The organism is Pelomonas sp. Root1237 (genome assembly GCF_001425055.1).
Lineage (GTDB): Bacteria > Pseudomonadota > Gammaproteobacteria > Burkholderiales > Burkholderiaceae_C > Pelomonas.
Map to the genome: position 1 here is coordinate 73,521 of NZ_LMDK01000001.1, position 20,643 is coordinate 94,163.

The window sequence follows — 20,643 nt, forward strand, 5'->3', positions numbered from 1 at the left end:
TTCAGCAAGGCGGGACTGGGCGAGGGGCTCCATCACTGCAATGCGGCGGCGTCTGACAAGACGCTGCCGGCAGGCGCTCAACACTAGGTGCGCAGTAACGATGCCCGCGTGGTCCAACAAGGATGGTGATGCATCCGTGACGCGCGCCACTCTCGCTACAGTTCTTCACCGACAGCTTTGTCTGCGGCCCGCCACAAGCCCCCCGGGTTCGTGTGGTTTGCCCGAAAAGTGCCAGGTCTTGCCCAAACTGCGGGCGTATGCTGGCCCGGCACCCTGTCAACGGAAAACTGCGTTGGTTTGTTGGTGGTCGTGTTGATGGGCAGATAGCGGCTTATTCTTGAGATTGACGAGCAGTCGGCGGCGCCAAGCTGCTGATCAAGCGAGTGGAGAGTTCTGATGACGCCTTGCAGTTGAGGCGCGATCAGAACCCCCCAGTCCCTCGGGCACGGATCGTGCCTGCGGCCCTGTGGAGTTCAAACCGCAGGAGGTCGGCATGGACGTCATCAGCCATTTCGCAGCGCGCTTCGAGCGCAGCAAGGTCGAGGAGCTCTCGCTGGAGGACTACCTCGCAGAGTGCAAGAAAAACCCACTGGCCTACGCCACGGCTGCCGAGCGCATGCTGCAGGCCATCGGCGAGCCGCAGATGCTCGACACGCGCAACGACCAGCGGCTGTCGCGCCTGTTCGCCAACAAGACCATCAAGATCTACCCGGCCTTCGCCGAGTTCTATGGCCTGGAAGAGGCCATCGAGCAAGTCGTCTCCTATTTCCGCCATGCCGCGCAAGGGCTGGAAGAGAAGAAGCAGATCCTCTACCTGCTCGGGCCCGTCGGCGGCGGCAAGAGTTCCATCGCCGAGCGGCTCAAGCAGTTGATGGAGCATGTGCCCTTCTACGCGCTGGCCGGCTCGCCGGTGAATGAGTCGCCCCTCGGCCTCTTCGACCTCATCGAGGACGGCCCGCTGCTGGAGCGCGACTACGGCATCCCGCGCCGCTACCTGAACCGTGTCCTCAGCCCCTGGGCCGTCAAGCGCCTGGACGAGTTCGGCGGCGACATCCGCAAGTTCAAGGTCGTCAAGCGTTTCCCCAGCGTGCTCAAGCAGCTCGGCGTGGCCAAGACAGAGCCGGGCGACGAGAACAACCAGGACATCAGCTCGCTGGTCGGCAAGGTCGACATCCGCAAGCTCGAAACCTATGCCCAGGATGACCCCGACGCCTACAGCTACAGCGGCGGCCTGTGCCTGGCCAACCAGGGCCTGCTCGAATTCGTCGAAATGTTCAAGGCGCCCATCAAGGTGCTGCACCCGCTGCTGACCGCCACGCAGGAAAGCAACTACAAGGGCACCGAGGGCTTCGGCGCCATCCCCTTCGACGGCATCGTGCTGGCGCACAGCAACGAGAGCGAGTGGAAGACCTTCCGCAACAACAAGAACAACGAGGCCTTCCTCGACCGCGTCTATATCGTCAAGGTGCCCTACTGCCTGCGCGTCAGCGAGGAGGTCAAGATCTACGAGAAGCTGATCCGCGGCTCGTCGCTGTCCGAGGCCAAGTGCGCACCGGGCACGCTGAAGATGATGAGCCAGTTCGCCGTGCTCACGCGCCTGAAGGAGCCCGAGAACTCGTCGCTGTATTCCAAGATGCAGATCTACGACGGCGAGAACCTCAAGGACACCGACCCGCGCGCCAAGAGCTACCAGGAGTACCGCGATTACGCCGGCGTTGACGAAGGCATGAGCGGCATCAGCACGCGCTTCGCCTACAAGATCCTGTCCAAGGTCTTCAACTTCGACTCGGCCGAGGTGGCGGCCAACCCGGTGCACCTGATGTATGTGCTGGAGCAGCAGATCGAGCGCGAGCAGTTCCCCAAGGAGCTGGAAGAGAAATACGTCAGCTACATCAAGGAACAGCTGTCGCCGCGCTATGCCGAGTTCATCGGCAAGGAAATCCAGACCGCCTATCTGGAGAGCTACAGCGAGTACGGCCAGAACATCTTCGACCGCTACGTGACCTACGCCGACTACTGGATCCAGGACCAGGAGTACCGCGACACCGACACCGGTGAGGTCTTCGACCGCGCGTCGCTGAACGCCGAGCTCGAGAAGATCGAGAAGCCGGCCGGCATCTCCAACCCCAAGGACTTCCGCAACGAGATCGTCAACTTCGTGCTGCGTGCGCGCGCCAACAACGCGGGCAAGAACCCGCTGTGGACGAGCTACGAGAAGCTGCGCACCGTCATCGAGAAGAAGATGTTCTCCAACACCGAGGAGTTGCTGCCTGTCATCAGCTTCAACGCCAAGGCCAGCGCCGAGGACGCCAAGAAGCACGAGAACTTCGTGCAGCGCATGGTGGACAAGGGCTACACGGCCAAGCAGGTCAGGCTGTTGTGCGAGTGGTACTTGCGGGTCCGCAAGAGTTCTTGATCTCGTACGCCCAAGGAACACAGCCACAGAGACACAGAGGCACAGAGGAATGCGTTTCCTGCCCCATGTGTTCTCTGTGTCTCTGTGCCTCTGTGGCGTTGTTTGGATTGATTGAATGTCGCTCCAGCAAATCATTGATCGCCGGCTGTCGGGCAAGAACAAGTCCATCGGCAACCGTGAGCGATTCCTGCGCCGCCACAAGGAGCAGATCCGCGAAGCGGTGAAGCGCGCCGTCGACGGCCGCGGCATCCGCGACATGGAGCGCGGCGAGGATGTGCACATCCCCAAGAAGGACCTGAGCGAGCCCGTCTTCGGCCATGGCGACGGCGGCGTGCGCGAGGTTGTGCGGCCGGGCAACCAGGAGTATGTGAAGGGCGACCGCATTGCCAAGCCCAAGGGTGGGCAGGGCGGTGGCGGCGGAGGCGGCGAGGCCAGCGACACTGGCGAGGGTGAGGACGACTTCGTCTTTCACCTCAGCAAGGAAGAGTTCATGCAGGTCTTCTTCGAGGACCTGGCCCTGCCCAATCTCGCCCGCACGACGCTGGCCGACACGCCCGAGTGGCGCAGCCAGCGCGCCGGCTTCGTGTCTGACGGCACGCCCACCAATCTGCACGTCGTGCGCTCGATGCGCGGCGCCCTGGGCCGGCGCATCGCGCTGGGCATGGACAAGCGCCGCGAGCTGCACGAGCTCGAAGCCCGCGAGCAGGAGCTGCTGAAGGAAGACCGCCCCGAAACGCCGCGACTGCTGCTCGAAACCCGTGAGCGCATCCAGCATCTGCGCGAGCGCCTCAAGGCCATCCCCTTCCTCGACCCCATCGACCTGCGCTTCCGTGCCCGCGTGCGCATCCCGGTGCCGACGACGCGCGCCGTCATGTTCTGCCTGATGGACGTGTCCGGCTCCATGGACGAAGGCCGCAAGGACCTGGCCAAGCGCTTCTTCATCCTGCTCTATCTCTTCCTGACGCGGCATTACGAAAAGATCGACGTCGTCTTCATACGCCACCACACGCAGGCGCAGGAAGTCGACGAGCAGAACTTCTTCCACGCGACAGAGACCGGCGGCACCGTGGTCTCCAGCGCCCTGGTGCTGATGGAGCAGATCATCAAGGAGCGCTACTCGCCGACCGAGTGGAATATCTACGGCGCCCAGGCCAGCGACGGCGACAACTGGCACCACGACAGCGGCCGCTGCCGCGAGCTGCTGGCCGACAAGATCCTGCCGCTGTGCCGCTACTTCGCCTATGTGCAGGTAGCCGAACCCGAACAGAACCTCTGGGAGGAATACCAGAAGCTCAGCGAGGACGCCCGCCACTTCGCCATGCGCAAGGCCGTCGAGGCCTCGCAGATCTACCCCGTCTTCCGTGAGCTGTTCAAGAAGGAAGGGGCCTCCACATGAGGACCGAGCGCCGGGCCGCTCCCAAGCCGGGCCACATCCCCTCGGGGGATCGGCCGACGTACTCGTTGGACGAGGGGCTGACATGAGCAGTAAAGAGGACCGCCGTCACCACGAGCGCCCGGCCAACCCGCCGGCCGGCATGCCCGACCGCCGCCAGCACCTGCCGCTGCGGCGCATGAAGCCGCTGTTGCGCAGACCCAGCCAGCCCCTGCCCTCGCCCAATGACTGGAGCTTCGATCTCATCGACGAGTACCACACCGTCATCAAGAACACCGCCGAGCGCTTCGGCCTGGACACCTATGCCAACCAGCTCGAGGTCATCACCGCCGAGCAGATGATGGACGCCTATGCCTCCGTCGGTATGCCGGTCAACTACCGGCACTGGAGCTACGGCAAGGAGTTCATCAGCACCGAGCGCAACTACAAGCGCGGCCAGATGGGCCTGGCCTACGAGATCGTCATCAACTCCGACCCCTGCATCGCCTACCTGATGGAGGAGAACACGCTGGCCATGCAGGCCCTGGTCATCGCCCACGCCTGCTACGGCCACAACAGCTTCTTCAAGGGGAACTACCTGTTCCGCATGTGGACGGACGCCTCGTCCATCATCGACTACCTCGTCTACGCCAAGAACTACGTCGCCGACTGCGAGGAGCGCTACGGCGTCGATGCCGTCGAAACCCTGCTCGACTCCTGCCACGCGCTGATGAACCACGGCGTGGACCGCTACCGCCGCCCGGCCAAGCTGTCGCTGGCCGAAGAGCGCGCGCGGCTGAAGGACCGCGAGCAGCACGCGCAGTCGCAGATCAACGACCTGTGGCGCACCCTGCCCAAGAAGGCCGACCGCCCCGACGAAGCCGCCGAGAGCCGCCGCTTCCCCGACGAGCCGCAGGAGAACCTGCTGTACTTCATCGAGAAGAACGCGCCGCTGCTGGACCCCTGGCAGCGCGAGGTCGTGCGCATCGTGCGCAAGATCGCGCAGTACTTCTACCCGCAGCGCCAGACGCAGGTGATGAACGAAGGCTGGGCCACCTTCTGGCACCACCGCCTGCTCAACCAGATGTACGACGACGGCTACTTGAGCGACGGCATGATGATCGAGTGGCTCAAGTCCCACACCAACGTCGTCTACCAGCATCCCAACGCCAACCTCAACCCGTATGCGTTGGGCTTCGCGATGTACACCGACATCAAGCGCATCTGCGAGAACCCGACGGATGAAGACCGCGACTGGTTCCCCGACATCGCCGGCAGTGACTGGCTGCCCACGCTCGACCACGCGATGCGCAACTTCAAGGACGAGAGCTTCATCGGCCAGTACCTGAGCCCGAAGATCATGCGCGACTTCCGCCTCTTCTCCATCATCGACGACGAGGCCAAGAGCGAGTACGAGATCTCCGCCATCCACGACGAAGGCGGCTACCGCCATGTGCGCCAGGCGCTGGCGCGCCAGTACGACCTGTCCACCCGCGAGCCCAACATCCAGGTCTGGAACGTCAACCTGCGCGGCGACCGCTCACTGACTCTGCGCCACGTGCAGCACCTGAACCGCCCGCTGCACGACAGCGCCCAGGAGGTGCTCAAGCATGTCGGCCGCCTCTGGGGCTTTGGCGTGCAGCTGGAAAGCGTCAACACGCGCGGCGACGTGACCAAGCGCTGGAGCGTGCCGGCTCAGGTGGGCTGAGGGCTGAGGGCTGATACTCGCCGGCATGTTCCGGCTGCTCCTGTCTGCTGCTCTTGTCGCCACCGCGGCCTGGCCCGCCCATGCCGCCGGCCTGACCGAGCGCCAGGCCTGCCTGAAGCTGATCGGCACCGCCCGCGCCCTGCATCTGGCCGGCCCCAACAAGCGCGGCGACTACCGCTGCAAGCGCCATCCCACCGACGCCGACTTCGTCTTCACGCTGCGCTTCGACGGCCCCAAGGAGCCCAAGGACGCCAGCCATCTGCTGGGCCATTACGCCGTCGACAGGGCAACGCGCGAGGTCTACCAGTGGGATCTCACCACCGGCCAGCGCGGCGCGCCCCTCGTGCCGCCGAAAAGCAAGCGCTAACCTTCGTAGGTCCTGATCTCGATCAGGTGCTTGTTGGGATCGTTGAAATAGAGCGTCGGCCCCGGCCCACGCGCACCCACCTCGCTGCCCGGCCCCGTGTTCGTACCCACGGAATCAAAGGTCGGCCCATAGCCCAGGCCCGCCGCCTTGATGCGCTCGAAGATGGTCTCGAACTCGGCGCGGGTCACTGCAAAGGCGTAGTGCTCGAAGCCCGGCGTGCCCCAGGGGGCGAGCTGCAGCTGACAGTCCGGCCCAGCCTTGATGACAGTGAAGGGACCGTCGCGGCCGGCATCGGTGAAGCCCATCACGTCGACGTAGAAGCGCACGCTGGCGTCCAGGTCGTTGACCTTGAGGATCAGGTGGTCGAGCGTGGGCATGCGGTCTCCCCGTATCAGCGAGCGCGCTCCAGGGCGACCTTGATGCCCAGCCCCACCAGCGCAGCGCCCGCGAGCTGCTGGAAGCGCTGGAAGATGCGCGGCTTGGCGAGCAGCCAATGCCTGGCCCTGCCGCCCAGCGCGGCGGTGCACAGGTTGACCGCCGTGCCCGAGACGATGGACACCATGCCCAGCAGGGCCGCCTGCCAGCCGGGATGGCCCAGGGCGGGGTCGATGAACTGCGGCAGGATGGCCAGGAAGAAGATGGCCACTTTGGGATTGAACAGGTTGGACAAAGCGCCCTGGGCAAACGGCGAAGACCAACGGCTGTTCACGGGGCCGGCAGCCACCTCGGTGGGGTGGCGCAGCATCTGCCAGCCCAGCCACACCAGGTAGGCCGCGCCGACCGCCTTGACCACCAGAAATGCCGTGGGAACGGCGGCCAGGAAGGCGGTGAGTCCCAGGGTGGCGGCCGCGACGTGAACCAACGCAGCGCAGGCAATGCCCAGGCACACCTTGGCTCCTGCGGCCGTGCCGCGCGAGACCGCGTTGGAGAGGATGCAGATGACATCCGGCCCTGGAATGAGGGCAAAGCTCATGTTGAGCAGCGTGAAGGCCAGCAGGGTAGGGAGTTCGATCATTTCAGCCCTGACGTGTTTGAGTGTTCACCAACGACAGCCGTCTCGCGAACAGCACGGCCGACACCAGCAACAGCATCAGCCCCGTCGTCGCCTCGGCCCAGATCGTCAGATTGGCCATCAGCGTGTGCTGCGAGCACAGCCCCAGACGATAGTGCAGCAGGCCATCCAGGCCCAGGGCGCCATAAACGCCAAGGGCCAGCAGGCCAAGCGTGGGCAGACCCAGGCGCGTCAGCACCCATGCCAGCAGGCCAACGGCGCAAACCGCAAACCAGCACAACCAGACCGTCCCCGGTGTCAGCCATGCCGGCATGCCAGGATAGAAGGCGATGTACTGAGCGTTGTGACTGAAGTGGGCGAGGCTGGCTGCGAAGTAGGCCGCGACGAGCGGCGCGATGCGGGTGATGTGCATGGCATGCGTTGTACAACGCCATGCCGGGCCACGCGGAGAAGACGCGTCAGCGCAGGCCCCCGATGTAGCGGGCCGCCGCCACTGCACGCGCACTTACAGGCGTTGGTGCCGCCGGCGGCGGTTTCGGGAAGAGCATGGCTTGCAGCCGCGCGCCCCAATCCGCCACCTCCGGATGCTCGGCCTGCTGGCAGGCCAGGCGGATGATCTCCCGCGCGTAGTCGGCGTTGCGCACCAGCCATTCGACGTCCGTCACGCGACCCATCTTGCGGCGCATCAGCACATGCAGGTGGGCGGCCACGGCCAGCTTCTCGCTGTCGCTGGCCATCACGCCACCTGCTCGCCGTGCTGGCTGAGATCCAGCCCCTGCTGCTCGCGCGCCGCATCCACGCGCAGCCCGCCCAGCAGCAGATAGACCAGCAGCAGGATGCCCGCCGTCATGACCGCGCTGAAAGCCACCGTGGCCAGGACCGCCACGGCCTGCGTGCCCAGCGACCCGGCCACGCCACCCACCCGCGGATCGGCCAACAGACCGGTCAGCAGCGCGCCGACGATGCCGCCCACGCCGTGCACGCCGAACACGTCCAGCGAGTCGTCGGCGCGCAGCCAGCGCTTGAGCCCGGTGGCACCCCAGTAGCAGGCCGCGCCGGCCGTCAGGCCGATGAGCACGGCCGAAGCCGGCGTCACGAAGCCGCAGGCCGGCGTGATGGCCACCAGCCCCGCCACGGCGCCGCTACACAGGCCCAGCAGCGTCGGCGTGCGCCGCGTCACCCATTCAGCCGCCATCCACGACAGCGCAGCCGCCGCGGCACCGAGCTGCGTGTTGAGCATTGCGATGCCGGCCCGTCCATCCGCCGCGCCGGCCGAGCCGCCGTTGAAGCCCATCCAGCCCACCCACAGCAGGCCGGCGCCGGTCATCGTGTAGGCCAGGTTGGCCGGCGTGAGTGCAGCACGGCCGAAGCCCACGCGCGGGCCGAGCATCCACGCGGCCACCAGACCCGCGACCCCGGCGTTGATGTGCACCACCGTGCCGCCGGCAAAGTCCAGCGCACCCAACTGGGCCAGCCAACCCTGCGGCGCCCAAACCCAGTGCGCCACCGGCACGTAGACGAACAGTGACCACAGCCCGAGGAAGGCCAACAGGCTGGCGAAGCGCATGCGCTCGGCCACCGCGCCGATGACCAGGCAGGGCGTGATGACGGCGAAGCTGAGCTGGAACAGCGCGAACACCGCCGCCGGCACGCTGGGCATCAGCGGATGCACGCTGACCAGGCCGGTCGCCTTGTCATGCAGCACATTGCCCAGCCCGGCGCCACCCAGGCCGCCGATCCAGCGCTCCAGCCCGGCCGGCCCCGGCTCGAACGCCAGGCTGTAGCCACAGACGAACCACAGCAGCGTCACCAGCGCGGCGCAGGCCAGCGTCTGGGCCATGACGGCCAGGATGTTCTTCTTGCGCACCATGCCGGCATAGAACAGCGCCAGGCCGGGCAGCGTCATCAGCAGGACCAATGCGGTGGCGCTGAGCAGCCAGGCGGTGTCGCCGGCGTTGATCTGGGCGGCCGGCACCTGCTCGGCGGCCAGTGCGGGCATCGCAAGCAAGCCCGTCAGTGACGCGGCCGATCGGCCCCAGGGGGTGGAGCGCGCGGCGGGAAAGCGTGGATGAATGGGCATAGGGATGCGGCGGGTGGTAGCGCCGCATGAATAGCAAGCTCTACGCCAACGCACCCGCGGCGCCGGCCACGTGGCTCAACCGGCCAACAGCCCGTCGACGAATTCGCGTTGGCCGGTGGGCGTCAAGACCAGTTCGCGCGACGTGTCGCGGCGGCGCAGCCAGCCGCGCGCCAGCAATGCCTCCAGCAAAGCCACGGCCTCGGCGCCCGCGAAATGCTCGCGTCGCTCTGACCAGTCCACGCACGGATAGAGCGCCCGGCCCGCAGCCACGGTCGCCAATTCCAGTCCTTGCGCCTGCAGCGCCGCGCGCGCCGTGTCCGTCAACCGTTCTGCACTGCCCGCCCGCTCCACCCAGCCGCGCGAGCAAAGGACGTCATGCAGCCGCACGCCCAGCTCGCCGGCCAGGTGGCCGTAGCAGCTGCGCGCGTGCCTCAATCCACGCATCTCGGGCCGCTGCCAGCGCCGTATGTCGGCCGCAGGCTCGGCATCGCGCCCATCCGCCACGCGCAGCAGCGCCTCCAGTGCATGCGCCACGTCGCCGTCAGCCAGGCCGAAATAGCGGTGCCGCCCTTGCGGCCGCACGCGGGCCAGGCCTTCGTCGACCAGCAGCTTCAGATGGGCCGACATCGTCGCCGCGCCCACGCCGGCATGCGTGGCCAGCTCGCCGGCCGTGTGCAGGCGGCCATCGAGCAGGCGGGCCAACGTCCGTGCTCGCGTCGGGTCGGCGATGGCCGCGGCAATGCGCGCAAGGCGGGGTTCGGCGTTCATCGAGGGACCTGTTCGCGCTCGTTCAGGCCGTAATCGCGCACCACATGCGCCACCCGCAGCCGGTAGTCCTTGAACAGCCCGCCGCGCCCGGCCGCCTGGGCCTCGCGATGCCGCTCCACCTCACGCCAGCCGCGCACCGCCTCCTCGTCGCGCCAGAAGGACAAAGACAAGAGCTTGTCCGGTTGCGTCAGGCTCTGGAAACGCTCCACCGAGATGAAGCCGTCCATGCGCTCCAGCAGCGGCTTCAGCGCGGCGGCATGGTCGAGGTAGGCCTGGCGGCCCTCGTCGGTGGGCTGGACTTCGAAGATGACGGCGATCATGGCTGCACATCCTCACAGAAAGTGCGCTCCTCGCGCAGGATGAAGCGCTGCTTCTGCGCGAACTCGAAATTGGCCCGCGCCTCGGGGTCGGCCTTGAGGCGGGCGCGGTAGTCCTCGTAAGCCGCCAGCGAATCGAACCCAACCAGCCCCCAGGCCTCGTAGTTCGTGCCCTCGTGCGGCAGCCAGTAGCCCAGCAGCCGGCCGCCCAGGCGCGGAATGATGTGGCCCCAGGCCTGGGCGTATTCGCGGAAGGCCTCGCGCTGGAAGGGGTCGAGCTCGTAGCGGATGAAGCAGGTGATGGGCATGGAGTGTGCTCACACAAAGTTGAAGGGATGAAGGCAGTGTGGGCGGCTTCACCCCCGCGACGCTTCGCCGTGCAACGAACTGTGTCCCGCCGCCGCGCCAGCGCGGCGGCCGCTATCCTCGCCCGGCATCCCAGCCCCATCCACCGTGCCCAAACTCTCGCCCCGCCCTGCACCTGCTCCCGCGAGCTGGGCGGATTGGCTGCTGGGCCCGAAAGGCCAGGGCCGCGGCGCGGTGAAGCTGACACTGCTGGCGCTGACGGTCTACGGCCTGTTCGCGCTGAACGTGGCCGTGCAGGTCAACCTCGGTCTGATGGAGGCCCGCCCCGGTGCCTGGATCAGCGGCGTCGGCCTCGCCGGCATCGCGGGCTTTTACGTGCTGGTTCGCACGGGCCTGAGCCGTCATCTGGCACGCGACCGGTCGCTGACGCTGCCGCAATCGGTCTTCGGCGCGCTGATCACAGCCTGGGGCTATGCCATCGACCCGCCGCTGCGCGGCGCCATCATCGCCATCATGCTGCTCAACCTCGTTTGGGGCATGTTCGTGCTGTCGCAGCGCCAGGCCTTCGGGCTCTATCTGTTCGGGCTGGCGTCGCTGGCCGTCGCGATGGGCTATGGCGCCACGACGGACCCGGCCAACTTTCCCGCGGCGGTCGAGTCCCTGCACTTCAGCTTCGCGGCCATCCTGATGACGGCGGTGTCGGTGCTGTCGGTCAACATGGCGCGGCTGCGCGCCAAGCTCAGCGCGCGCACCGCCGAACTGCGCGCTGCGCTGGGGCGCATCCAGTACCTGGCCCACCACGACGAGCTGACCCAGATCAGCAACCGCCGCCACTTGAGCGAGCGCCTCGCCGCCGAGCAGCTGAACCAGCGCCAGCATGGCCATGTGATGAGCCTGGTGCTGATCGACATCGACCACTTCAAGGCCGTCAACGACCGCCACGGCCACGGCGTGGGCGATGCGGTGCTGCGTCATTTCGCGGCCACCCTGCACGCCACGCTGCGCACCAGCGATTTCGCCGGGCGCTGGGGTGGCGAGGAGTTCCTCGTCGTCACGCCGCAGGCCAGCGCCGACACGGCCGCAGCCCTGGTCGAGCGCCTGCGCGACGCGCTGGAAGCGGCCTCCTTTGACAGCATCGTGCCGGGCCTGCACGTCACCTTCTCCGCCGGCGTGGCGGAATGCGCGCCCGGCGAGGACCTGCACCTGGCCATCGACCGCGCCGACCGCGCCCTCTACCAGGCCAAGCAGACCGGGCGCGCCCGCACGGTCAGCGAGTTCGCACAACTATGAAACCCCTCGCCCAGTCTCGCCGCGCTGAACGCCGGCGTGCCTGGTCGGTCCCCCGCGGGGACGGCGATGCTTGCGGCATCAAGCCGCAAGCACATCGCCCTAGGCGGGCCGGCTAGGGAGCGGCCCGGCGCTCGGCCCGCAAGAGCGTCCGACAAGAGCGGGTCATAGCGGCGCGACAGGGATGCACAGCTCGCAGTCGAACACACCGGTCTTGAAGTCGAATTTCGACTGCGGCCCGTAGTGCTCGAAGCAGGGCCGCGCATCCAGCTGCAGGCCGCTGCTCGGCAGCCACCGGCCCATCATGGCCGCCCAGGCGGCACCGATCTCGGCGGCCGTGCCTTCGAAGTCCAGCGCCGCATAGCGCCCGCCCGGCAGTTCGGTGACGAGGGCGCCGCCGTTGGGCGCCCAGTCATCCGGCACGGCCACGCCGGCGTCGTAGCGGCATTGCTCGGGCGGCACGAGGCTGGGGTCGTCGTGGCTGATGCCGAAGCGCGACACGGGGCCGAGGTTCTGCGTGGCCAGCCACGGGTTGAAGGTCTCGGCCCAGAAGCGGCCAAGGGCAGGGCCATAGGCGCCTTGGTAGCGCAGATAGCCCATGCGCACAGGCGGGCGGTCGATGAGGCGGACGTTCACGGGATCTCCTTCGTCACGGTTGCGGGAGAAGCCATGCTCGTCGTCCAGCCCGGCGCCGGCTTGATCCAGATTGCTATCGGCCTGATCGAGATTGCGCCATTGCGCCGGTGGCAGGCCGAAGCGCTGCTTGAAGGCCCGCGAGAAGGCCTCGGCCGAGCCATAGCCCACGCTGAGCGCGATGCTCAGCACGGTCGAATCCGGCTGGCCGCGCAGCCGCTGAGCGGCCTTCTCCAGGCGACGGCGCGCCAGGTAGTCGCCCAGGGTCTGGCCCGTCCAGGCCAGGAAGAGGCGGTGGAAGTGGTAGGGCGAGAAGTGGGCGACGGCGGCCAGCGCTTCCAGGTCCAGCGGCGCGTCCAGATGGCGGTCGATGTGGGCCTGCACGCGGTGCATGCGGGCCTCGTACTGGCGCCGACTCGCGTTGTTCAAGCCCAGGCCCTCACCAGCCCGCGCATCGCGTCCGCATGCACGGTGGAGAGTTCGTCGCTCGAGGCCTTGGAGTCGGACTGGAAGGCAACAACGACCCAGGGCGAACGGCCGCCCGGCGGAAACACCAGGGCCACGTCGTTGACCGCGCCACGGGCGCCGCTGCCGGTCTTGTCGATGACGCGCCAGCTCGCATCCGGCACGCCGGCCCGCAGCCGCTTCAGGCCCGTGCGCGAGGCCTGCAGGTCGGCCCACAAGCGCGCCTGGTTGGCCCGCTTCAGGCCCGGGCCGAGCAGCAGATGCTGCAGCGTCCTGGCAAAGGCGCGCGGCGTGCTGGTGTCGCGCGGGTCGCCCGGGGCGTTCTCATTGAGCTCGGTCTCGAAGCGATCCAGGCGCGTGACGGCGTCGCCCTGCTGGCGCAGCCAGGTCGTCAGGCCGGCCGGCGAATCACAGCAGTGGCGCAGCAGCACATTGGCGCAGGGGTTGTCGCTCTCGACGACGATGCCCTGAACCAGCTCGGCCAGCGTCGCCTGGCCACGCGGCAGCAAGCGGTCGAAGGCCGGCGAATGCGGCACGCGCTCGCTCTCACGCAGGGGCACCGCGTCATTCCAGCCCCAGCGCCCGGCCTCCACACCCTGGGCCACGCGGGCGGCAAGCAGGATCTTGAAGGTCGACGCCGTAGCGAATCGCTCGTCAGCGCGGTGAGCCATCACGCGGCCGCTGCCGGTGTCGATGGCGAAGAAGCCGATTCGGCCCTGCACGCGGCGTTCCAGCGCGGCGAAGTCAGCGGCATTGGTGGCAAGGCTGCGGGTGGCTACAGGCGCCAGAGCCAGGCCAGCAAGGAGGGGACGACGTTTCATGCGCCGCATTCTCTGGCGCCCCCGCACGGCCCCGGTGCGGGGGGCACCTGCACGGCCCGTCCGCAAACTGACTACTCCGTCAGACTTGCGCAACAACGCAGTCATGACGGCTGCCAGCCCCTGCGGCGGTCCGCACAATCGCCGCCGGCCCTGCAGTTGGGGCCGCTTCCTTTTCTGGAGTCGTTGTTTGATGAACGCACCGCGCATGAGCCTCCTGGCCCTCGCCTTGAGCACCGCCCTTCCCGCCCTGGCTCAAGAAGCCCCAGCCAAAGACCGCAGCCAGCTCGAAACCGTCGTCATCACGGCCGAGCGGCGTGCCGAAAACATCAAGGACGTGCCCAACGCCGTCTCCAAGATCAGCGGCGACAAGCTCGACGTGCTGGCCTCCGGCGGCCAGGACCTGCGCTTCCTGTCGGGCCGCGTGCCCAGCCTGAACATCGAGTCCAGCTTCGGCCGCGCCTTCCCGCGCTTTTACCTGCGCGGCTACGGCAACACCGACTTCCGCCTCAACGCCTCGCAGCCGGTCAGCGTCATCGTCGACGACGTGATCCAGGAGAACCCCATCCTGAAGGGCTTCCCCATCTTCGACACCGCCGCGGTGGAAGTCGTCGCCGGCCCGCAAGGCACGCTGTTCGGCCGCAACACGCCGGCCGGCGTCGTCAAGTTCGACTCCGTCAAGCCCAGCCACAAGCAGGACGGCTACGCCAGCGTCACGGTGGGCAACTACGGCACGCTGAACCTCGAAGGCGCGGCCAACCTGCCCCTGAGCGGCGACTGGGCTGCCCGCATCTCCGCGCAGAGCCAGCGTCGCGGCGACTGGGCCGAGAACACCGCCCCCGGCGCCGTCACGCCCAAGACCGAGGGCTACCGCGACAGCGCCGTGCGCGCCCAGGTGCTGTACGAGCCGCACAAGCAGTTCAGCGCGCTCGCCAACCTGCACGTGCGTGACCTGGACGGCAGCCCGCGCCTGTTCCGTGCCAACGCCATCAAGCGCGGCACGAACGACCTGGCCGACGGCTTCGACGCCGAGAAGGCCGCCTTCAATGGCGTCAACGACCAGACCTTGAAGCAGACCGGTGGCAGCCTGCGCCTGAAGTGGTCCGTGCCCGGGCTGAACATCTACGCCATCAGCGGCTATGAGCATGTGAAGCCGCTGTCCCGCGGCGACATCGACGGCGGCGTGCCCGGCGCACCCGGCATCCCCTTCCAGTCCGAAACCGGCAGCGGCATGAACGGCCACCGCCAGCTGACGCAGGAAGTGCGCCTCGAGTCCAACACCGCCGGTCCCTTGAGCTGGCAGGCGGGCGTGTACCTCTTCGACGAGAAGTACACGATCGACAACATCACCTACAACACGACGACGCACGCCGACGTCGACCACATCTACAGCGCCCAGACCAACAAGGCTGGCGCGGTGTTCGGTTCGGTCAACTACGCCGTCAGCGACGAGCTCAAGCTGCGCGCCGGCCTGCGCTACACCAAGGACAAGAAGGACCTGTCCACCACCCACGCCGGCACGGGCCTGTTCAACACCTCCACCGGCACCAGCGCCAGCACCGACGACGGCAAGTGGAGCGGCGACCTGTCGGCCACCTACAAGCTCGACGCCGACACCAACCTCTACGCCCGCTACGCCAACGGCTTCCGCGCGTCGTCCATGCAGAACGCGTCGGCCTTCGCCGGCCAATCGCAGGCCAGCCCGGAAACCGTCAACTCCTATGAAGTCGGCTTCAAGAGCGAACTGCTCAAGCGCACGCTGCGCCTGTCGGGCTCGCTGTTCAGCTACACCGTCAAGGACCTGCAGCTGACGGCCGTGGGCGGCAGCGTCAACGCCACGCGCCTGCTCAATGCCAAGAAGGCCACCGGCACCGGCGCCGAGATCAACCTCGAAGCGCTGATCACGCCCGACCTGATGGTCACCTTCGGCGGCTCGCTGAACAACACCAAGCTCAAGGACGCCGGCCTGGGCGTGCCTCCGGGCGGCTCGCTGAAGGTCAATGGCGCCTTCCCAACGGTGCAGGACCCCATCGTCGGTAACAACGCGATGGTCGACGGCAACGCCCTGCCCAACGCGCCCAAGTGGACCTACAACCTCACCGCCCGCTGGAGCATCCCGCTGGCCAGCGGCGACGAGGTCTATGTCTACACCGACTGGGCCTACCGCTCCAAGGTCAACTTCTTCCTGTACGAGGCCACCGAGTTCACGGGCAAGAGCCTGACCGAAGGCGGCGTGCGCGTGGGCTATCTGTGGGGCAACGGAAAGTACGAAGCCGCCGGCTTCGTGCGCAACGTGACCAACCAGATCCGCGTGACGGGTGCCATCGACTTCAACAACCTGACCGGCTTCATCAACGAGCCGCGCACGTATGGCGTGCAGTTCAAGGCGATGTTCTAAAGAGCGCTCGCCGAAGACAGGAACGCCGCCCTCGGGCGGCGTTTTTCATGGGCCTCCGTCGTCAGTTCAAGCCGTCTTGATGCGGTGGAGAGCGCAGAGCTTGTTGCCGTCCGGATCGCGCACATAGGCCAGGTGCATCGCACCGAGCGCCCCCTCGCGCAGGCCCGGCGGCTGCTCGATGGACTCTCCGCCGTGTGCCACCGCCACGTCGTGGAAAGCCTGCACCTGCTCGGGCGACGCGCACCCGAAGCCGATGGTGCCGCCATTGGCATGCGAGGCCGGCTCGCCGTTGATCGGCTGGCTCATGCAGAACGTGCCACCCGAATGGCGGTAGAACACCCGCTGGTGGCCCGAGGGCCCCTGGTTGCAAAAGCCCTCGGGCACGCCGAGCGTGCCGAGCACCGCGTCATAAAAGCGCTTGCTGCGCTCGATGTCGTTGGTACCGACCATCACGTGGCTGAACATGGGTATCTCCTCAAGAAAACGTCGAAAGCGCAGGATTGTGGTGCGCTGTGATGTTTGTGGACGCCCGACGCCAGGCGTCCTGATCACTCGAGACTAGGACGGCATGCGCGTGACATGGCTGACCACGATCGACCAGCGGCCGTTGACCCGGATCAGCGTGTCCGTGAAGCGCACATCGACCGCGAAGGGCTTGCCGCCGGACCGACCCTTCAGTGAGGTGATGCCCTGCACCACCGCCGCGTCGCCATACATGCGCGCCGTCATGCTGTGGTTCTCGAAGCGCTCGTATTGCGGGTCGCCATCGCGGACTTCCTGGAGCGCCTGCGCCCGGCTCTGAACCTCGGCGTTGGTGCTGACGAGGTTGAACTCAGGTGCGAGCAGGCGTTCAAGCGCCGCCAGGTCGCGCAGGCGGAAGGCGTCGCACGCAGCCTGGGTCACTGCCATGGCTTCCTTCTCCGCGACCGAGGCGCCTGCTGCGGGGTTGATGAGCAGCGCGGCAGATGCCACGGCGACAAGGCACGGGATGCGGAGGGTGATCATGGCGAAGGTCTGGCGGCGGCGGTCCTCTACTTTGCCGTGCCGGCTTTCAAAAAGCCATTCACGTCGAGCCAGCGGACGAAGACCGGGAACCAGCCCTCGGCGGTCTTGCCCGGGTAGCCGAGCCCGAAACCATGGCCGCCGTTCTGGTAGAGATGGAATTCGACCGGCCGGCCGGCATCGAACCAGGACTTGACGACGCCCATCTGGCCGCGGAACAGGAAGTCGTCGCTGGCGATGACGTTGAACATCGGCGGCGCGTCCTTGGGCACGTCGACCGGCCCCATGCCGCCGTAGATCGGCGCGATGAAGGCGAGCTTCATGGTCTTGGAGTTGAGCGTGCTGTGCATCGTCAGGCCCGCGCCGGCCGAGAAGCCCACCATGCCCAGCCGCCTGGTGTCGACGCCCCATTCCTTGGCGCGCGAGAGGATGAGGGCATGCGCCGCTTCGGCGTCGGCAAGCTGGTTGGCGAGGTCGGGCACCAGCGAACGCGGATTGCCGTCGCTCGATCCGGCCGCGGTGAACATGCGGTTCATCGAGTCCTTGAAGCCGTCGAGCGAGTCCGGCGTCGGCTGCAGCCGGTACTTGAGGACGAAGGCGGCAATGCCCTGGTCGGCCAGCGCCTGGGCCACCTTCCAGCCCTCGTTGTTGATCGACAGCCAGCGGAAGCCCCCGCCCGGCGCCACCAGCACTGCCGCGCCATTGCCCTTGCCCGGCGCGGGCAGGTAGGGCGTCAGCGTGGCGGTGGTGACGTTGCGCACCATCGGCTCGCCCCACTGGCGGAACCAGCTCTCGGCGGCCGGCTGCTTGTCGACGCCGCCGGTGCCGAGCGGGATGGCGCGTGGCTCGGCGGGCGCCTGCAGCGGGTGGATGGTGCCGTCCTGCGCGAGGGCGCATGTGGCAGCGGAGGCCAGCAGCAGGGCCAGCAGGGTGGAGAAAAGTGAGGGCATGGTCGTTTGTCCAGCGAGTTGATGGGGTCAGCGCGGCAGCAGCAGCGGCCGCGTCAGCGAGAAGTTGGCGCTCTCCACGGGCGCACCGGTGTCGGGCTGGCCGCCGCCGACGCTGAGCCGATAGGCGCCAGGCATGACCTGGCGCACGCCGTCGCGGTCCACGAAGCTCAGGTCGCGGGCATCGAGCCGGTAGCTCAGCTCGCGCCGTTCGCCCGCCTTCAGATGCAGGCGCTGAAAGCCCCGCAGCGCCAGGCGCGGCCCGCCCTCGAAGCGCGGCGGCGCCAGGTAGAGCTGGGCGACCTCGTCGCCATCGCGCGTGCTGTTGTTCGTGACGGCCGTGCGCACCACCAAGCCCACATCCTTGCCGTCGTCCTGCACCTCGACCTTGGGCGCCTCGTAGCGGAAGCTGGAATAGCTCAGGCCATGGCCGAACGGGTAGACCACCGGCTTGTCAAAGAAGCGGTAGGTGCGCCCGGCCATGCGGTAGTCGTCAAACGGCGGGAGGTCGCTCGCGCTGCGGTAGAAGGTCACCGGCAGCCGCCCGGCCGGGTTGGCCACACCGGTGAGCACCTGCGCGATGGCCTGGCCGCCGCCCTCGCCCGGGTACCAGGCCTGCAGCACCGCCGCCGCGTTCGCCTGCGCCCAGGACAGGTCGATGGCGCTGCCGCTCAGGTTCAGCACCACCAGTGGCTTGCCCCCCTGCGCCGCGGCCTGCAGATAGGCGCGCTGGTCGGCCGGCAGGTCCAGCGTCGTGCGGTCGCCTCCCTGGAAGCCTTCGATCTTGACGGGCATCTCCTCGCCTTCCAGGTCCGACGTCAGGCCGACGACGGCGACCACCACGTCAGCGCCCTGCACGGCGGCGCGCAACTCTGCCAGCGGCTGGCGGGACACGCGCTTCCAGACCATGCCGGGCGGCGCCCCGGTGCCGGACTCGGCCTCGAACTGCAGCGCATAGCGCTCGCCCTGCTTGAGGTCCACCTGCGTCAAGGCGACCGGCTCGGCCCATTGCGTCGGGCGCCTGGCCAGCGTCAGGTCACGACCAGCAACGCGCACCTGGCCTTTGACACCCGCAACGCCGAGCCGGTAGCTGCCCGTCTCGGGGGCGACGAAGAACCCCGTCAAGACCACCCGCGTCACTTCGCCGGACTCGGGAAAGTCGCGCACCCTTGAGTCGAGCTGCGCCACGCCGTGGCTGGCGAAGGCCTTCTCCTGAAAACGGCGCTTGCCCGGCGCCACTGGGGAGCCAGGCTGGAGCTTGAAATAGCTGGCACGCAGGCCCGGGCTGCCGTCGGGCGCGACGAAGGCGCTGGCAGGCACCGGGTCGCCGTCGGTGATCGACGGGCCGAAGGGCACCAAGCTCACCTGCGCCGCCGGGAACTGCTGGCGCAGGCCCTCGAAGACGGTCTGCGTCGGCCCGGTCTGGCCGGACGAGTAGTTGCCCCGCATCACGCGGCGGGCATCGGCCAGCGGGCCGACGACGGCGATGCGGGCCGCGGCGCGCAGCGGCAGCACGCCGTCGTTCTTCAGCAGCACCAGGCTCTCGAGCGCGGCGCGAAGCGCCAGCGCGCGCTGATCGGGCGAGTTGATCGCCTCGGCCTTCGGGAAGCTGCGCTCGCCCAGCCCCGGCAGATCGCCATTGCGCAGCCGCGCGGCAAACAGGCGCACCAGCGCGTTGTCGATGTCGGCCGCGCGGATGTAGCCGCGCGCCAGCGCCTGCTTGTAGCGCTCGCCCAGGCCCGGCGTGTTCGACAGCGTGGCGCCATTGCACTCGTTGTCCACGCCGGCGTTGAGGGCTGCGGCGGCTCCGGCCGGGGCGTCGGGCGCGTACTTGTGGTGGGCATGGATGTCGACGACGGCGTCGCAGTCCGACACCACGTAGCCGTTGAACTTCCAGTCCTGGCGCAGCGTCTTCACCAGCAGGCTGTGGCTGGCGCAGGCTGGCTCACCATTGACGCGGTTGTAGGCGCACATGATGGAGCCGGCCTGCGCGTCGACTATTGCCGCGCGGAAGGCGGGCAGGTAGGTGTCCTCCAGGTCCTGCGCCGAGACCCACACGTCCACCGAATGCCGCGTGGATTCGGGGCCGCTGTGCACGGCGAAATGCTTGGGGCTGGCGATGACGTGCGGCAGCGCCGGGTCCGGCCCCTGCATGCCGTGCACGAAGGCCTTGCCGAGCGTCGCGGTCAGGAAGGGGTCCTCGCCATAGGTTTCCTGGCCCCGCCCCCAGCGCGGATCGCGAAAGATGTTGATGTTGGGCGACCAGGTATCCAGCGCGCCGCCTATCTTGTTCGGGTTGGGCTTGCCGCGCCCCAGTGCGTAGACGGCCCGCACCTCGGTGCTGATGCTGGCCGCCACGTCCTGCATCAGCCGGTCGTTGAAGCTGGCGGCCAGGCCGATGGGTTGTGGGAAGTTCGTCGTCGCCCCGGGGCCGAAGGCGCCGTGCAGCGACTCCGTCCACCAGTTGTAGGCCGGGATGTTCAAGCGCGGGATGGCCGGCGCGCCGTTGAGCAACTGCTCCGTCTTCTCGTCGAGCGTCAGCTGGGCCACGATCTGGCGGGCCTGGGCGTCGGCATCCGTCCTCGGGCTGGCGACGCCCAGGCCGCTGAGGGCCAGGCCCCCGGCGAGGCAGGCGATGGAAAGGGTCTTCAACGGCGTCTCCGTTTTTATCGTTGCGCAGCATTGTGTGGTAGCGCAAACAATCCGACACCTGTTTTTCCCTGATTGACGCTCCGGACACCCCTAGA

20 protein-coding genes are annotated in these 20,643 nt (G+C 67.7%); 6 read left to right on the forward strand and 14 right to left on the reverse strand.

Features of this window, described 5'->3' with window-relative positions:
* The first annotated feature begins 493 nt into the window (after nt 1–493).
* From ASC91_RS00320 to ASC91_RS00335, 4 genes are all read left to right on the forward strand, one after another.
* On the forward strand, nt 494–2,416 hold the full coding sequence (locus ASC91_RS00320; RefSeq protein WP_056192487.1) for a PrkA family serine protein kinase: 1,923 nt from the start codon (nt 494–496) through the stop codon (nt 2,414–2,416).
* Nucleotides 2,417–2,531: 115 nt separating this feature from the next.
* Nucleotides 2,532–3,812, forward strand: a complete 1,281-nt coding sequence (locus ASC91_RS00325; RefSeq protein ID WP_056190957.1) for a YeaH/YhbH family protein — start codon at nt 2,532–2,534, stop codon at nt 3,810–3,812.
* Nucleotides 3,813–3,951: 139 nt separating this feature from the next.
* Nucleotides 3,952–5,496, forward strand: a complete 1,545-nt coding sequence (locus ASC91_RS00330) for a SpoVR family protein (protein WP_394326309.1) — start codon at nt 3,952–3,954, stop codon at nt 5,494–5,496.
* 25 nt (nt 5,497–5,521) lie between these two features.
* On the forward strand, nt 5,522–5,863 hold the full coding sequence (locus ASC91_RS00335; protein ID WP_056190960.1) for a hypothetical protein: 342 nt from the start codon (nt 5,522–5,524) through the stop codon (nt 5,861–5,863).
* Here the strand turns inward: ASC91_RS00335 and ASC91_RS00340 are convergent.
* From ASC91_RS00340 to ASC91_RS00375, 8 genes are all read right to left on the reverse strand, one after another.
* Nucleotides 5,860–6,240: a VOC family protein gene (locus ASC91_RS00340; protein ID WP_056190962.1), complete on the reverse strand. Its 381-nt coding sequence runs from the start codon at nt 6,238–6,240 to the stop codon at nt 5,860–5,862. The two genes, ASC91_RS00335 and ASC91_RS00340, sit on opposite strands and share 4 nt — an antisense overlap.
* 14 nt (nt 6,241–6,254) lie before the next feature.
* Nucleotides 6,255–6,878, reverse strand: coding sequence for a LysE family translocator (locus tag ASC91_RS00345; protein WP_056190964.1), 624 nt, complete (start codon nt 6,876–6,878; stop codon nt 6,255–6,257).
* 1 nt (nt 6,879) lies between these two features.
* Nucleotides 6,880–7,287: a hypothetical protein gene (locus ASC91_RS00350; protein ID WP_056190966.1), complete on the reverse strand. Its 408-nt coding sequence runs from the start codon at nt 7,285–7,287 to the stop codon at nt 6,880–6,882.
* Nucleotides 7,288–7,333: 46 nt separating this feature from the next.
* Nucleotides 7,334–7,612, reverse strand: a complete 279-nt coding sequence (locus ASC91_RS00355; protein ID WP_056190967.1) for a hypothetical protein — start codon at nt 7,610–7,612, stop codon at nt 7,334–7,336.
* Complete coding sequence (locus ASC91_RS00360) at nt 7,612–8,874, reverse strand: ammonium transporter (protein ID WP_056190968.1); 1,263 nt, start codon at nt 8,872–8,874, stop codon at nt 7,612–7,614. Before ASC91_RS00360 ends, ASC91_RS00355 begins: the two co-directional genes overlap by 1 nt.
* A 156-nt stretch (nt 8,875–9,030) precedes the next feature.
* Nucleotides 9,031–9,723, reverse strand: coding sequence for a helix-turn-helix transcriptional regulator (locus ASC91_RS00365; RefSeq protein ID WP_056190970.1), 693 nt, complete (start codon nt 9,721–9,723; stop codon nt 9,031–9,033).
* Entirely contained in the window at nt 9,720–10,043 is a 324-nt protein-coding gene (locus ASC91_RS00370; protein ID WP_056190972.1) for an antibiotic biosynthesis monooxygenase, read from the reverse strand. The genes ASC91_RS00365 and ASC91_RS00370 overlap by 4 nt, the downstream gene beginning before the upstream one ends.
* Nucleotides 10,040–10,348 (reverse strand): NIPSNAP family protein, encoded by a 309-nt coding sequence (locus ASC91_RS00375; RefSeq protein WP_056190974.1) that lies wholly within the window; start codon nt 10,346–10,348, stop codon nt 10,040–10,042. The genes ASC91_RS00370 and ASC91_RS00375 overlap by 4 nt, the downstream gene beginning before the upstream one ends.
* A gap of 145 nt (nt 10,349–10,493) precedes the next feature.
* On the opposite strand from ASC91_RS00375, the gene ASC91_RS00380 reads away from it, so the two are divergent.
* Nucleotides 10,494–11,636 carry a GGDEF domain-containing protein gene (locus tag ASC91_RS00380; RefSeq protein ID WP_157280967.1) on the forward strand — a complete coding sequence of 381 codons (1,143 nt, stop codon included), beginning with the start codon at nt 10,494–10,496 and terminating at the stop codon, nt 11,634–11,636.
* Nucleotides 11,637–11,798: 162 nt separating this feature from the next.
* Here the strand turns inward: ASC91_RS00380 and ASC91_RS00385 are convergent, their stop codons facing one another.
* The gene (locus ASC91_RS00385; protein WP_235531759.1) at nt 11,799–12,695 is read right to left on the reverse strand and encodes a GyrI-like domain-containing protein; all 897 of its coding nucleotides are present in this window, start codon (nt 12,693–12,695) and stop codon (nt 11,799–11,801) included.
* Entirely contained in the window at nt 12,692–13,552 is an 861-nt protein-coding gene (gene bla, locus ASC91_RS00390; RefSeq protein ID WP_056190979.1) for a class A beta-lactamase, read from the reverse strand. Before bla ends, ASC91_RS00385 begins: the two co-directional genes overlap by 4 nt.
* A gap of 190 nt (nt 13,553–13,742) precedes the next feature.
* Here bla and ASC91_RS00395 point away from each other — a divergent pair, with 190 nt between their 5' ends.
* Nucleotides 13,743–15,947 (forward strand): TonB-dependent receptor, encoded by a 2,205-nt coding sequence (locus tag ASC91_RS00395; RefSeq protein ID WP_056190982.1) that lies wholly within the window; start codon nt 13,743–13,745, stop codon nt 15,945–15,947.
* Between the two features lie 66 nt (nt 15,948–16,013).
* On the opposite strand, the gene ASC91_RS00400 is transcribed toward ASC91_RS00395, so the two are convergent.
* The 4 genes from ASC91_RS00400 to ASC91_RS00415 all read right to left on the reverse strand — a co-directional run bounded on the left by ASC91_RS00400 (nt 16,014) and on the right by ASC91_RS00415 (nt 20,548).
* Entirely contained in the window at nt 16,014–16,412 is a 399-nt protein-coding gene (locus ASC91_RS00400) for a VOC family protein (RefSeq protein WP_056190984.1), read from the reverse strand.
* Between the two features lie 93 nt (nt 16,413–16,505).
* Complete coding sequence (locus ASC91_RS00405; protein WP_056190986.1) at nt 16,506–16,952, reverse strand: nuclear transport factor 2 family protein; 447 nt, start codon at nt 16,950–16,952, stop codon at nt 16,506–16,508.
* 26 nt (nt 16,953–16,978) lie between these two features.
* On the reverse strand, nt 16,979–17,899 hold the full coding sequence (locus ASC91_RS00410; protein WP_056190988.1) for an alpha/beta hydrolase: 921 nt from the start codon (nt 17,897–17,899) through the stop codon (nt 16,979–16,981).
* A gap of 27 nt (nt 17,900–17,926) precedes the next feature.
* On the reverse strand, nt 17,927–20,548 hold the full coding sequence (locus ASC91_RS00415; RefSeq protein WP_200955195.1) for a glycoside hydrolase family 3 C-terminal domain-containing protein: 2,622 nt from the start codon (nt 20,546–20,548) through the stop codon (nt 17,927–17,929).
* Nucleotides 20,549–20,643 lie beyond the last annotated feature (95 nt).